Annotated in this window: 14 protein-coding genes; 3 read left to right on the top strand and 11 right to left on the bottom strand. The window is 46.5% G+C overall.

The window, feature by feature from the left end; all coding sequences use genetic code 11:
• The 5 genes from ACN0RF_RS10915 to ACN0RF_RS10895 form a co-directional block, all read right to left on the bottom strand.
• Positions 1-432, bottom strand: a complete 432-nt coding sequence (locus ACN0RF_RS10915) for an OsmC family protein (protein WP_417439018.1) — start codon at positions 430-432, stop codon at positions 1-3.
• A gap of 29 nt (positions 433-461) precedes the next feature.
• The gene (locus tag ACN0RF_RS10910; protein WP_034822609.1) at positions 462-812 is read right to left on the bottom strand and encodes a DUF3802 family protein; all 351 of its coding nucleotides are present in this window, start codon (positions 810-812) and stop codon (positions 462-464) included.
• 69 nt (positions 813-881) lie between these two features.
• Positions 882-2351, bottom strand: a complete 1470-nt coding sequence (astD, locus tag ACN0RF_RS10905) for a succinylglutamate-semialdehyde dehydrogenase (protein ID WP_034822611.1) — start codon at positions 2349-2351, stop codon at positions 882-884.
• 14 nt (positions 2352-2365) lie between these two features.
• Positions 2366-3388, bottom strand: a complete 1023-nt coding sequence (gene astA / locus ACN0RF_RS10900; protein ID WP_034822613.1) for an arginine N-succinyltransferase — start codon at positions 3386-3388, stop codon at positions 2366-2368.
• Positions 3389-3401: 13 nt separating this feature from the next.
• Complete coding sequence (locus ACN0RF_RS10895; protein ID WP_011235544.1) at positions 3402-4619, bottom strand: aspartate aminotransferase family protein; 1218 nt, start codon at positions 4617-4619, stop codon at positions 3402-3404.
• Between the two features lie 409 nt (positions 4620-5028).
• Here ACN0RF_RS10895 and ACN0RF_RS10890 point away from each other — a divergent pair, with 409 nt between their 5' ends.
• A complete protein-coding gene (locus tag ACN0RF_RS10890) occupies positions 5029-5652 on the top strand; it encodes a PilZ domain-containing protein (protein WP_417439017.1) in 624 nt (207 codons plus the stop codon).
• A gap of 5 nt (positions 5653-5657) precedes the next feature.
• Here ACN0RF_RS10890 and ACN0RF_RS10885 read toward each other — a convergent pair whose 3' ends face one another.
• From ACN0RF_RS10885 to rpe, 5 genes are all read right to left on the bottom strand, one after another.
• On the bottom strand, positions 5658-6830 hold the full coding sequence (locus tag ACN0RF_RS10885; protein WP_273025300.1) for an HDOD domain-containing protein: 1173 nt from the start codon (positions 6828-6830) through the stop codon (positions 5658-5660).
• Positions 6831-6898: 68 nt separating this feature from the next.
• Positions 6899-7480, bottom strand: a complete 582-nt coding sequence (locus tag ACN0RF_RS10880; protein WP_417439016.1) for an anthranilate synthase component II — start codon at positions 7478-7480, stop codon at positions 6899-6901.
• 4 nt (positions 7481-7484) lie between these two features.
• Positions 7485-9530, bottom strand: a complete 2046-nt coding sequence (locus ACN0RF_RS10875) for an EAL domain-containing protein (RefSeq protein ID WP_417439015.1) — start codon at positions 9528-9530, stop codon at positions 7485-7487.
• 8 nt (positions 9531-9538) lie between these two features.
• Positions 9539-10546, bottom strand: coding sequence for a tryptophan--tRNA ligase (trpS, locus tag ACN0RF_RS10870; RefSeq protein WP_110013405.1), 1008 nt, complete (start codon positions 10544-10546; stop codon positions 9539-9541).
• An 11-nt stretch (positions 10547-10557) separates the two neighbouring features.
• On the bottom strand, positions 10558-11232 hold the full coding sequence (gene rpe / locus ACN0RF_RS10865; protein ID WP_417439014.1) for a ribulose-phosphate 3-epimerase: 675 nt from the start codon (positions 11230-11232) through the stop codon (positions 10558-10560).
• 135 nt (positions 11233-11367) lie between these two features.
• Between rpe and ACN0RF_RS10860 the strand changes: the two genes are divergently transcribed.
• Positions 11368-11670: a hypothetical protein gene (locus ACN0RF_RS10860; RefSeq protein WP_417439013.1), complete on the top strand. Its 303-nt coding sequence runs from the start codon at positions 11368-11370 to the stop codon at positions 11668-11670.
• The gene (locus ACN0RF_RS10855) at positions 11670-11891 is read left to right on the top strand and encodes a DUF2970 domain-containing protein (protein ID WP_011235552.1); all 222 of its coding nucleotides are present in this window, start codon (positions 11670-11672) and stop codon (positions 11889-11891) included. The genes ACN0RF_RS10860 and ACN0RF_RS10855 overlap by 1 nt, the downstream gene beginning before the upstream one ends.
• 119 nt (positions 11892-12010) lie before the next feature.
• On the opposite strand, the gene prlC is transcribed toward ACN0RF_RS10855, so the two are convergent.
• Positions 12011-14050 (bottom strand): oligopeptidase A, encoded by a 2040-nt coding sequence (gene prlC / locus ACN0RF_RS10850; protein WP_417439012.1) that lies wholly within the window; start codon positions 14048-14050, stop codon positions 12011-12013.
• Between the last annotated feature and the right edge of the window lie 33 nt (positions 14051-14083).

The following is a 14083-nucleotide window of genomic DNA, read 5'->3' as shown; positions in this document are numbered from 1 at the left end:
TCAGCCGTCTTGTTGAGGAGGTTCAATGCGGTAACTGTGGGTAATATTAACCGAGGCTTCCAGCATTTTAGCCACCGAACAGTACTTGTCGGCCGACAGTTTCACCGCACGCTCTACGTGCTTTTCGTTGATATCGGTGCCCACGACCACGAACTCCAGATGAATGTCGGTAAAAACCTTTGGTACTGAATCGGCACGTGTCCCTGACAACTCACAATAGCAGCGCTGAAGGTTCTGCTTAGCTTTTTGCAATATACTGACAACGTCAACTGACGCGCAGCTTCCTGCCGACATTAACACCATTTCCATAGGACTCGGGGCTTTGCCGGGGCTGTCACCATCCATCACAACTTGATGACCACTACCTGAGGTAGCCACAAAAGTCATATCCTCTACCCAGGTGACCTTTGCATTCATGCTATTTGCTGACATTGAAGATCCTTGCTGAACTCAATAAAAGACTACAGTCGGTAACTTTGCAGACGCTCATCGAAAAGGTTTTTTACCAGACCGACAAACTCGTTAATGAAGGCTTCCTGCTGCGGAGTCGGGTGATTATCCAGAACTTTCGATAGCACTTCTTCTAAATCGTAAACGATAGCATCCGTTTCCCGGACAATATCCAGCCGCACAGCCTCATCAAGCTCATTCTGCTCAAACACTGCCATCATGCTTTCTGACAAGCGTTCTTCCATAAAGTCGCGCAAAGTGTAGTCCGCAGTTTTTGCGCTGCTGCTTTGTTCAGTGAAGACCGGTAACTGACCTGTCAGGTACTGGATTAGCTCAATGTATCCGTCTGTTTCAACTATCATCTGTTTCTCTTTGTCACGCGGCCAGGCAACCCATATGTTGCCCAGCCACTAAACTAGCACAGATTGCGATTAAAATTTAAGCCCTGGTGCTAAACTCTCAGGTAAGCTCATGCTGTCAGCTTCCACTGAGGCAACCGGGTAAGCGCAATAATCCGCCGCATAATACGCACTAGCACGGTGATTACCGCTTGCACCGATACCACCAAAAGGTGCGGCACTGCTGGCACCAGTAATCGGCTTATTCCAATTCACAATACCTGCGCGAATGTGTTTAAAGAAGTAACGATAGGTTTGCTCATCGTCACACAAAACGCCGGCAGACAGGCCATAACGTGTGTTGTTCGCTTCTTTGATAGCCGCATCGATATCTTTAAAGCGATAAACTTTCAGCAATGGTCCAAAATGTTCTTCGTCCGGTAAATCTTCAACTCCGGTTACATCCACAATACCCGGAGTGACAAACCCTTTCTTCGAGTCAGCCTGCTTCATACGAACTAATGACTTAGCTCCTTTATGCAACAGTTCATTCTGTGCATCGACCATTTCGCCCGCAGCTTTAGCAGAAATCATAGCGCCCATGAATGGCTGCGGATCAGCTTCGTAGTCGTCGACCAGAATATTCTCAGTTACTTCAATGAGACGTTCCAGTACAGCACGGCCTTGCTCAGAGTCTTCAATGAACAAACGGCGTGCGCAAGTGCAGCGCTGGCCAGAAGTAATAAAGGCCGATTGCACAATGTTATGAACTGCAGCATCAATATCAGCCACATTAGTCACCAACAATGGGTTATTACCGCCCATTTCCAGTGCCAGAATTTTATCCGGACGACCGCCAAATTGTTTATGTAGCAAGTGACCGGTATTTGATGAGCCGGTGAAATACAGACCATCAATTTGTGGATGCGCTGACAATGCTTTACCGGTTTCCACTTCACCCTGAACCAGGTTAAGAACGCCCGCTGGGATGCCTGCTTTTTCCCATAATTTCACGGTTTCCTGAGCCACCATAGGGGTCAGTTCACTTGGCTTGAACACCACGGTGTTACCCGCAATAAGTGCCGGTACAATGTGCCCGTTAGGCAAATGCCCCGGAAAGTTGTAAGGGCCATAAACAGCGACCACGCCGTGCGGCTTGTGGCGGATAAAGGCTTTTGCACCCGGCATGTCGTTTTCAACGGTACCGGTGCGTTCATGGTAGGCTCGTTCTGAAATAGCCACTTTCCCCATCATAGCGCCCACTTCGGTGCGAGTTTCCCAAATAGGTTTACCGGTTTCTTTGGCCATGGTACGAGCCAGGTGCTCTTTATTTTCTTCCAGCAATTCAGAGAATTTTTGGCAGATAGCCAGGCGTTCTTCAACACTGCGGCCAGACCAATCCGGAAATGCCGCCCGTGCTGCCAAAATGGCTTTTTCAACCTGAGTTTCACTGGCAGCTTCGCCACTCCAGATAACTTCGTTTCGTGCTGGATCAATCGATTTGAACAGCTGGCCTTCACCAGCTTCCCAACAACCGTCTATAAATTGAATACTGTTCGTCATACAAATACTCCTGCTTAGAGTGCAACAATGCGGGCTTCATCGCCGCTTTCTAAATGCATTGCCTGGGCTTGTTCTGTCGTCAATATGAGTTCGTCTGCACCTGCCGGTAAAGACAGTTTGGTCGCACGAAAGTTCTTCAGTTGCGTGTTGCAGACAATGTGAGGAATGCCTTCTTGTTCCGCTGTAGATTCGCTGACAGTTACCGTCACTAAACGACTGTTACGTACACTGTTCAGATTACACACTTCAGCTTCAACCGTTGGCCCTGCGTCAAATATATCGACGAACCCGCGGAAGCGGAAACCTTCAGATTCCAGTAATTTCAGCGCCGGACGGGTATTGTCGTGAACTTTGCCAACAACCGCCTGCGCTTCTTTACTCAGCAAGTTGGTATAAATAGGGAAGCGAGGCATCAGTTCAGAAATAAAGACTTTGTCGCCAATGCCACTTAAATAGTCGGCTTTAGGAAAGTCCATTGAGAAAAAGTTCTCTTCCAGCCAGTTCCAGAATGGCGAATCACCATTTTCATCTGAAACACCGCGCATTTCTGCTATTACCCAGTCGCTGAAACGCTGTTTAAATTGCGCTAAAAACAGCATACGGAAACGTGACAGAGTACGTCCGTTCATATTGTGCCGGTAGGGTTCGCGCAAAAACAGGGTGCATAGCTCAGAAACACCTGTGTAGTCATTACACAAGGTTAAGGTTTCCAGCGCATTATAAATATTAAGCTTTTCTGAATGATGCACAACTTTACCCAAACGGTAATGCCAGAAGGCTTCATTCAAACCCACCGCAGCTTCAATACCACTGACACCTGCAATAGTACCGGTTTCGGTATCTTCCATAACAAACAGGTAGCTTTCATCGCCCGGTGTTTCAACGGTATCTTTAGCGAACGCTTTTTGCGCCGCATTAATGCGACGTTCCAGCAGCGACTGGTCTACCGGTAAGGAAGTAAAACCATGACCGGACTCAATCGCACACTGGTATAACGCTTCGTAATCTGACGGCTTAATGGGTCTGATTAGCAACATAAAACAGCCTCAGTTATTGACCGACGACCTGAGCAACAGCTTTTTCAAAGCGCTGCAGGCCTTCTTTAATGTCTTCTTCAGAAATAACCAGTGACGGGGTAAAACGCACCACATTAGCACCGGCAATTAGTACCATCACGCCATGCTCCTGACCTGCCAGCAAGAAGTCGCGCGCACGCCCTTCGTACTCTTTATTCATTGCCGCGCCAAGCAATAATCCCTGACCTCGGATTTCGCTAAACACGTTATATTTTTCGTTAATTGCGGCCAGTTGCTCTTTGAACCACTGCTCACGTTGCTTCACGCCGTCCAGCGTTTCTTTAGTATTCACAACATCAAATACCGCTTCTGATACGGCGCATGCCAGTGGGTTACCGCCGTAAGTACTGCCGTGAGTACCCGGTTTAAGATGCTCAGCAATTTCCGTGGTGGTTAGCATAGCGCCAATTGGGAAACCACCGCCTAAAGCCTTGGCTGAAGTCAGAATATCCGGCGTTACGCCCAGCTGTTCATAAGCATAGAGGCTACCGGTACGGCCAAAGCCTGTTTGTACTTCGTCAAAAATCAATAACGCGTCGTTTTCATTACACAGTTCACGTACCGCTTTAACGAATTCCACGTCAGGGCTTACTACGCCGCCTTCACCTTGCAATGGCTCCATCATTACCGCGCAAGTTTTGTCGGAAATCAGTTCTTTTAGCGCGTCGATGTTGTTGTAATCCACATGCTCAATAGCGCCAGGTTTTGGACCAAAACCGTCAGAGTAGGCTGGCTGGCCACCCACAGTTACGGTAAAGAAGGTGCGCCCGTGGAAACCTTTAGTGAAAGCGATAATTTGTTGCTTATGCTCACCGTGCTTTTCAATTGCCCAGCGACGCGCCAGCTTTAATGCCGCTTCGTTGGCTTCAGCACCTGAGTTAGCGTAGTAAACGCGATCAGCAAAGGTGGCTTCGGTTAGTTTCTTTGCCAGACGAATTGCCGGTTCGTTGGTAAACACATTACTTAAATGCCACAGCTTCTGGCTCTGTTCCTGCAGGGCTGACACCATCGCAGGGTGGCAATGACCAAGACAGTTCACAGCGATACCGCCAGCAAAGTCGACATACTCACGACCTTCCTGATCCCAAACGCGGGCGCCTTCTCCTTTAACAGGAATCATCGATGCAGGGTTGTAGTTTGGAACCATTACATCATTAAACATTTCACGGTTTACTGTCTTATTGTCTGTCATTACTCTCGTCCTTATCGCCTTAGCGAGTTAACAAAGGTGTCAACAAATTCATCTCTAAAAGTAGCCAGCTATTATGCCAAAATTTGTGCAGTTTGTCTGTGATAATTCGGTTATAAATCCCTAAACTCGAGGGGTTGAGCTTTTCTTGCATAAAGTACGAATAGTTATGCTAATGCATACTGAAACCATGAATCTTTAGTCATTATTTTTTAGGTGACGAAAATGTACTCTCCGAATTAACATTTAACTACGTAGAATTACATTGATTTTTAACTGGTGTTAATTTAGCCTGATTTATTGAATAAATGTTCGGCAACAGAAGACGTTATGGAAAATCAGACTCCGCCCCTGAACGCCTCATCTCAACCACACTTAAAGCTTACCTATTTACGTCCGGGCGACGTAATTGATGTTGAGTTTTCTTCGGCGACAAAAGGTACGCACAAAACTTCAGATTGTGGGCTTTGATACCGGTAACTATTTATTGTTAAAACAGCCAAACCCGCGTACTGATGGCAGCTACGCCGATGTGCTATATGAAGGTAACCCGGTTATTGTTCGCTTAGTTTTAGAGGGGGAAGCGGGTGAATGCCTGGCGTTTAAAACAAAGATCCGGGCCGTCTCGAATATACCTTTCCGGTTACTGTATCTGGATTATCCGAAAGAAATTGAGAATCGCGCACTACGCGCACAACGGAGGGTTCGAACACACATTCCAGTCGATGTTACTGCTGACGGCAGCCAGGCTAACACTAAAAAGAAGTTAGCCAGTGGCGTTATTGTCGATATCTCTTCTGCCGGTTGCCGAATTGTGTTTAAGGCGCAGAACAAGACGGGTAATGTCACTCATATGAATATAAAAATCGGTATCGGCTCGGGCTCTCAGAAAGAGCCTCTGACCCTTTCAGGTCAAATTATGAACCAACGCAAAGAGCTTGGAATGATAAGTGTCGGCGTGCGCTTCACCGACGATGAAGCGCATATCAGTAAGGTATTCGACCATTTATTAATCGACACCGAATTTGAGTGTTGAAGCTACTATTCCGGCACGACAATTGGCGGGCGTTTTAAGCTGACATTGTGCAAACGGGCGACAGTTTCTGAGGTTATCGAATGTTTGTTTAGCAAATGCTTCCCCTCTTCCAGACTGGCCAGGTCCACTTCCCGCAACATTCTGAATTCGCAATAAGCATTGGCCTGAGCTAAGGCTTCTGCGTACTCAGATTCATAACCTTTGTCTTTCGTTTTACTTTGTGTAAAAGCCAATAAGTGTTTGCTCACCGGAACACGCTTTAATCCCCAGCCTTCAGCAACCAGATAACTGACATCTTTATCTTTTTCCAGCATTAAATCACGCAGGAAGCGTTCATCCGGAGTTAACTGCACAATAGTATTGTGTCGCTCGGGAGATTTATCGTTAACGCTTTTCATAGCAAATTCGCGTTGCACCTCATCGAATAAACGCAAATACAATTTGGTTAAGGCAATTTTCCCCAGTTCGTGGAACATACCAATGGTATAGGCTAAAACCGGATCTCGCAGGTTACGCTCTACCGCAATATTGTGCGCAGCAATAGCCGTACCCAGCGAATGCTCCCAAATTTTCCGGCGGAATAAGGTGAATGGTTGTGTGGCCGGCGGTAGCCAGTTTTGCATAATGTAAGCAGGAGCCAGCAGGCGCAGGTTTTCCGTACCCACGAAACTCATGGCTACCCGAAGGTTATCAATTTTTACCTGCTTATTTCGGTCAATAAAGGGTGGTTGGTTTACCGTGCGGATTAATCCCGTATGGAACCAGTCCATACCTTGCACAACGGACTCAATCCGGCGCATAGAAGCGGCTTTCATGCTAAGCGTATCGAGCAATTCAGGTAGCTTTTCAGGTAGTGGGATCAAGCGCTCGCGAATGTAGTCTCCATCTTCGATGGTTTTCAACGCACGGTGATAGATCTCTTCATGCAATTCATCGGAAATACGATCGGCATAACGCTGACGTGCCTGTGCTTTACGGTCGCGCTCTTCGTAATTCAGACGCTCAACTTCTAAAAGCTTACGTCGCTGCTCATGCTCTTCGTCATCGGTCCCATCTTCTTTTGAGCGAGTTTTACGAGCAAAAGGGAAGCTTATCAGGTAGTTGATAAAGCGTTTTTCTAAGCGCAGAGCGGGATCGTTACTGCCGCCTTCTGTGGTACCCGCAAAAAAGTGGAACATGTTACCTCGGTATTAGCTAAACTGCGGCCGTATTATGTTGAATAAACAGAGAAAATGCTACTTACTGATTATCGTATATAGCGTAAAAAATTCGCTAACAGATTATGTCCTTGTGCTGTCATCACAGACTCGGGATGAAACTGAACACCAAACAGCGGCAAATGCCGGTGCCTTATTGCCATAATCTCGCGCTGACCTTTTTCGGTTTCTGTATCGGCATCAATGACAAAATCTGTTGATAAGCTTTCAGGAGAAACAATCAAAGAGTGGTAACGGGTCACTTCTAATGGGTTATTCAGCTGTCGGAAAAGTCCTTCGCCGGTATGTTTAATTGCACTGGTTTTTCCGTGCATAACTTTTTCTGCCCGGACAACATCTGCACCAAAAACCTGCGCCAATGCCTGATGACCAAGACATACACCTAATATTGGCAGCTTAGTCTGAAAGTGCTCAATAGCAGCCAAAGATATTCCCGACTCATCTGGAGTACAGGGGCCAGGTGATATAACAAGCGCTTGCGGTGCTAACTGCTCTATGTCGGTAAGAGTTAATTCATTATTCCTGAAAACACTAACGTCCTCGCCTAATTCCCGAAAGTAGCGCGCCAGATTGTGGGTAAATGAGTCAAAGTTATCAATTAAAACAATCATACTGCTAGGACAGCCGCTCACTGAGCCAGTTTTTAAAATGGACTGGTCGGGAAAAATAGAACCCCTGCAATAAATCAGCGCCATTTTCTTTCAGCAATTTAACCTGAGTTTCAGTTTCCACACCTTCTGCTACCGAGGAAATCGATAGAGATTTAGTCATCTTCAGCATAGCCAGTAGCAGACCCATATGTTTGTCATTCACTTCCGCTAGTTGAACAAACTCCCTGTCTACCTTTAGCTCGTCTATTGGCAGTTGCTGAATGCGCATGAAATTAGAATACCCAGTACCAAAGTCATCAATAGAAAATACGACGCCGAGCTTGGCAAGCCGCAACATTGTTTGCTCAACTATTTCAGGGTCAGCCAACAGTAAGTTTTCGGTAATTTCAATGGTCAGTTGGTTCAGCGGTGCATTTTGTTCGGCAAATATTCTCTGTACCGTCTCGACATAGTTTTCTTGTAAAAACTCAATTGGACTGACATTCACAGCTATGCGATCGTTAAGCCCTTCATCGCTCAGCTGCCGCACAACAAAAGCGACCTGACTCAGCAATTCTTTAGCCATAGGAATAATCAGCTTAAAACGCTCCGCAATCGGGATAAATTGATCCGGAGGAATGATCTCTCCGGCTTCGTTGCGCCAACGCATTAGGGCCTCAGCACCACGCACAACGCCATTGGTATCCACTTTAGACTGCAACCAACATTCAAACTGCCCTTTACCCAAAGCCGCTCGTAAGGCCACTTCGGTTTTGGCATCGGTTACAACTGAATTAGATATTTCTGTTCTGTAAACTGCAATTTTATCCCGGCCGCTATGCCGTGCATTAGAGGTTGCCGTATCGGCCTGTGACAGCAGTCCGGAAGCATTTTCATTGCCACCACTTAAACTGACACCAATACTTGCGGTGAGATAATGCGTCTGGAACTCCGTTTTAAACGGCTCGCGCAGTACGCCATGAAGCTCATCAATAATAGCCAGACTGGTCTCGGTAGAGTCCTGCATAACCCCCACCCAAAATCTGTCACCAAGATCTCTCGCTATCCAGCCCGAATCGCCAATAGTCTTTCTCATTCGCTGTGCAATTAACTGAATAACCCGGTCACCTTCCTCGTGCCCGTGAATCGTATTAACGCGGTTAAAATAGTCAATATTAACGGCGGCGACAGCTATAGGTAACTGGCTTTCAATACGTTTCTCAACCAAGTCAAGAAAACGATGACGATTTGGCAACCCTGTTTGCTCATCGAAGTTTGCTAAATATTCAAGCTTACGGGCATTTTCTTTTTGCTCGGTAATATCCCGTATAATGCCGACATATTGCGTTTCACCAGAATGCGTTATCTCGGTTACCGCTAAATCGATAGGAAATACTTCTCCGGTTTTGTGCTTAGCCTGAACTTCGCGGCCAATACCAATAATACGGGCGCGCCCTGTTTTTTGGTAAGCGCTAATGTAACGGTCATGTTCACGAGCATAGGGCTCAGGCATTAACACACTGACATTTTTACCTTTCACTTCAGCCGCGCTGTAACCGAACATCCGCTCAGCCGGGGCACTAAAGTTAATAATAATGCCGTTATTGTCGATGGTAATAACCGCATCCAGTAAGTTGTCCAGTGTGCTGCGTAAGGTGTTGGCTTGATCTTGCAACTGCTGCAAACGGTACTTTTTAACCGTAATATCCTGAATTGCACCAAACAGTGCCATGTCACCATTTTTCAGCGTTCGGGTAATACCCGTAATAGCAACCCAGTGAATTATTCCGCTTCTGTCTTTAAGACAACTTTCTGCTGACCAGCTATGATGATTTTGAAAGCTTTGCTCGACCAGATGTTCAATATTTTCACGGTATTCAGGAAGATGAAACGCCATTGCCTGTTCATAAGTAATGGGTTCATCCTCGGCTACACCATGAATTTCTCTTAACTGAGGGCTCCAATATAAATCTCCGGACGCGGGTTCATACCAAAAGCTGCCAATGTTTGCCATGGTTTCAACACTGGTTAGCAACTCCTTTTCACGCTGTTCCGGAGATTTATCTTCCATAATTAAATTTATCCCGGGTAAGGGACAAAACCTACCGCTTTATAAACATCTGACAATGTTTTTGCTGAGGCTTCACGTGCCTTATCAGCACCTTGCTTCATAACCTGTTGCAAAAAAGCCTGGTCATTGCGCATTTCATGATAACGCTGCTGAATAGGTTCCAGCATGGCCACCACAGATTCCGCCACATCCACTTTTAAATGTCCGTACATTTTGTCTTCGTACTCAGGTACCAGCTCGTCTATCGACTTACCTGTGGCAGCTGACATAATGCTTAGCAAATTCGATACACCCGGCTTTTCTTCCTGATTAAAGTAAATGCGTGCCTGCTCATCAGAGTCGGTAACGGCTTTCTTAATCTTCTTCAGAATTTTCTTCGGTTCTTCCAGTAAGCCGACAAAGTTGTTTGGGTTATCGTCCGACTTAGACATTTTCTTAGTCGGCTCCTGCAGTGACATGACCCGCGCACCAACTTTTGGAATCATTGGCTCCGGAATCGTAAAAATATCGCCATACAAGTTATTAAAACGCTCAGCAACATTACGCGTCATTTCCAGGTGTTGTTTCTGGTCATCGCCCACCGGCACTTCATTTGCCTGATACAACAGAATGTCTGCCGCCATCAGCGCCGGATAAGTGAATAAACCCGCATTAATATTACTAGCGTGACGCTGAGACTTATCCTTAAACTGCGTCATGCGGTTTAGCTCGCCCATTTGCGTGTAGCAGTTAAGCACCCAGGCTAATTGAGAGTGTTCCGGCACGTGCGACTGAATAAACACCGTACTCTTTGCCGGATCAAGCCCACAAGCCAGATACAAGGCCAGTCCATCAAGAGTTGCTTGCTGCAGTTTCTCGGCGTCCTGGCGTACAGTAATGGCGTGCTGATCAACCAGCATAAACTTACAGTCGTGAGTGTCCTGCATCTTAACCCACTGACGTAATGCGCCAATATAATTACCAATAGACAACTGTCCCGACGGCTGACAACCACTTAACACAATTGGTTTCGACATTACTGTTTCCTCTAAGAACCTGTTACCGCAGCGATTTCATCGCGCATTGTCTGGATGACACTGGCGTAATCATCCGCATTAAAAATAGCTGAACCAGCAACGAACATGTCCGCGCCAGCTTCTGCAATTTCACCAATATTTGAAACCTTAACACCGCCATCCACTTCAAGACGTATGTCGCGGCCACTTGCTTTAATTCGTTTACGCACCGCTCTGAGCTTATCAAGCGTTGACGGAATAAAAGACTGTCCACCAAACCCCGGGTTAACCGACATCAGTAAAATGACATCCACTTTATCCATAATATGGTCTAGGTAATGCAGCGGTGTTGCAGGGTTTAGCACTACCCCCGCCTGGCAACCCTGTTCGTGAATAAGCTGTAAAGTCCGGTCAATATGGTCGGATGCTTCCGGATGAAAAGTAATGATAGAAGCCCCGGCTTCTGCAAAATCAGGAATAATACGGTCAACAGGCTTAACCATTAAATGCACATCAATTGGGGCTTCTATTCCGTAATCACGCAAAGCTTTGCACACCATAGGGCCTATTGTCAGGTTAGGCACGTAGTGGTTATCCATTACGTCAAAATGCACGACATCGGCACCAGCGTTCAATACCGCGTCAACTTCCTCACCTAACCGCGCGAAGTCCGCGGACAGTATCGACGGTGCAATTAGTGGTTTCATTGTTCGTTTTCCTGACCTATTTCAAAATGATGCTTATTGTAGCAGTTAACCCATGACAAAAAAATTCGCAATGATGACTAGAATTTTTACAAAATCGCTGATAAATTAGTCAATCAAGACTTGAGAGGGACTTTCATGCGATTACTCACAATAATAACGTCACTGGCATTAGCTGCGTTTACTGCGCTTGCTATTGTGAGTCCTTCATCGCTCGTTGCTGAACAAAATCCTACTCAGCGCTGCCAACAGCTTGTCACGGAAATAGAGCCCAGTAACACCTCTGTTGAATGTCAGTTAGCGGCAGAACAAGTGACATGGTTTAGCTGGTTAAAAGGCGACAGCCGTTCCGTACAATTTCACTTCTTCGACTTGATTGAGTTAATCTCAAGTTCAAGCGACAGCAACAAAAAACATTATCAAAACGAATACACTGATTAATGTCTGAATCTACCGAAAATAAAACCTCTAAACCAGGTGTTTTTAGTATGGTTATGAGTGTGTTGGCGGCATTTTTAGGTGTGCAAACAGAAAAAAACCGCCAACGAGACTTCCAGCATGGTAGTCCGAAAGCCTACATCATCATTGGCGTTATTCTTACCATTCTATTCGTCTTTGGTTTAATTGGTCTGGTTAACCTGGTTCTGGCTACCGCAGCCTGATCCCCCGCCGTAGCCTGACATTTATGTCAGGTGCGATATATAACCTGACGTAAACGTCAGGCTACAGATGTCGATCCACACACAATTGTGATTTCAATATCGCACCTGATGCAATAGCATCAGGCTACTATGCCGCTATGACGTAACAAAGCTTCTGCATTCGGTTCGCGACCACGGAACTCCTGAAATAAATCTGCGGCTTTACGGCTGCCACCACGTTCCAGAATCACATGTAAAAAGTCGCGCCCGGTTGTGGCGTTGAATATGCCTTCTTCTTCAAAGCGTGCAAATGCATCAGACGACAATACTTCCGCCCACTTGTAACTGTAATAACCTGCCGCATAACCACCAGCAAAGATATGACCAAAGCTGTGCTGAAAGCGATTGTACTCCGGTGGAATACGTACTGAGGTTTGCTGACGCACTTCATCCAGAATTTCGCTAATTCGTGCACCTGTTTTTTTATCAAACTCGTGGTGAATGCGCATATCAAACAGCGAGAATTCCAACTGTCGCATAATTTGCATAGCCGACTGGTAATTACGCGCAGCCAGCATTTTTTCCAGCAGCTCCTTAGGCAGCGGCTCACCGGTTTCATAGTGTCCGGATATTAATGCCAAAGCTTCCGGTTCCCAGCACCAGTTTTCCAAAAACTGACTGGGCAGCTCAACAGCGTCCCATTCAACACCGTTAATACCAGACAAACCAGCGGTATCGACCTGAGTTAACATGTGGTGCAAGCCATGACCAAATTCATGGAATAACGTCAGTACTTCATCGTGAGTAAAGAGTGCAGGTTTACCACCCACCGGCTTACTAAAATTACAGGTTAAAAAGGCTACCGGGTTTTGTAGCTCGCCGTCGGAATGTACTCGGCGGCCGACAAAGTCAGCCATCCAGGCACCACCGCGCTTACCTGAGCGCGCGTAGAGATCCAGATAGAAGCGACCACGCAAATGACCGTCGGCGTCGTGAATACGAAAGAAGCGCACATTCTCATGCCAGATTTTTACGTCTTTTTGCTCGCTAACCGTCATGCCAAACAACCGCTTGACCACCTCAAACAAACCGTTTAGCACTTGTTGCTCAGGAAAGTACGGACGTAATAATTCGTCAGAAATAGAATAACGCTGCTGCTTTAACTGCTCACTAAAGTAAGGGACATCCCAGGCTTCCATTTTCTCCACGCCTTGCGCTGCAGCAAAGGTTTCAATTTCAGCATACTCGGCTTTCGCCTGTGCTTTAGACTTGTTGGCAAGGTCCTGGACAAAATCTAACACCTGCTCCGGTGACTCGGCCATTTTCGTCGCCAGCGACATTTCAGCAAAGTCGTTAAAACCTAACAGCTCCGACATTTCATGACGCAAAGCCAGAGTTTCGTTCATAACCTCAGAGTTATCGAACTCCCCGCCATTAGGCCCGGTTTCCGACGCGCGGGTCACAAAAGCCTGGTACATTTCTTTACGCAGCTCCCTGTCTTCGGCGTACAACATGACCGGCAGATAACTTGGAATATCTAAAGTGAACAACCAGCCTTCTTTTTCCTGGTCTGCTGCGGTTTCTTTTGCAGCTTCTTTGATGCTTTCCGGCAAGCCAGCCAGGCGGCTTTCATCGGTAATCAGGCAAGTCCATGCGTGGGTGGCATCCAGCAAGTTGTTGCTGAAGGTTGAAGACAAGTCAGACAGCCGCGATGAAATTTCAGCATAACGTTTCTTTTTGTCTTCGGGTAAATCCACACCCGACAAACGAAAATCACGTAGGGTGTCGTTAATGAGTTTTTGCTGAGCTTCGGTCAAACTGTCGAACTCGTCACTTTCACGCAGTGCCTGATAAGCGTCAAACAAGCCTTTGTGCTGTCCTACATAGGTTGCGTAGTCCGACAACAATGGCAGGCAACTGTCATGCGCTTCACGCAGTTCAGGCGTGCTTAATACGGAGTTCAAATGCGATACCGGTGCCCAGACATGCTCAAGCTTTTCATCCGCATCGGTCAAAGGTTCAATCAAACCATTCCAGCTAAAATCACCATGTTCTAGTACTTCATCAATGGTTTTTCGAGCGTGCTGTATGCACTCCTCAACAGCGGGTTGTATATGTTCGGGTTTAATTTGCTCAAAGTCCGGAAGCTGGCTCTGTTCTAATAGCGGGTTATGGCTCATTTTTACCTCAATTTTTCAAAATGCTTACAATGG

The sequence above is a fragment of the Idiomarina sp. genome, assembly GCF_048260185.1.
In the GTDB taxonomy this organism is placed as follows: domain Bacteria; phylum Pseudomonadota; class Gammaproteobacteria; order Enterobacterales; family Alteromonadaceae; genus Idiomarina.
The sequence above is the reverse complement of the archived record's forward strand: the minus strand, read 5'-3'. Positions and strand labels throughout refer to the sequence as shown.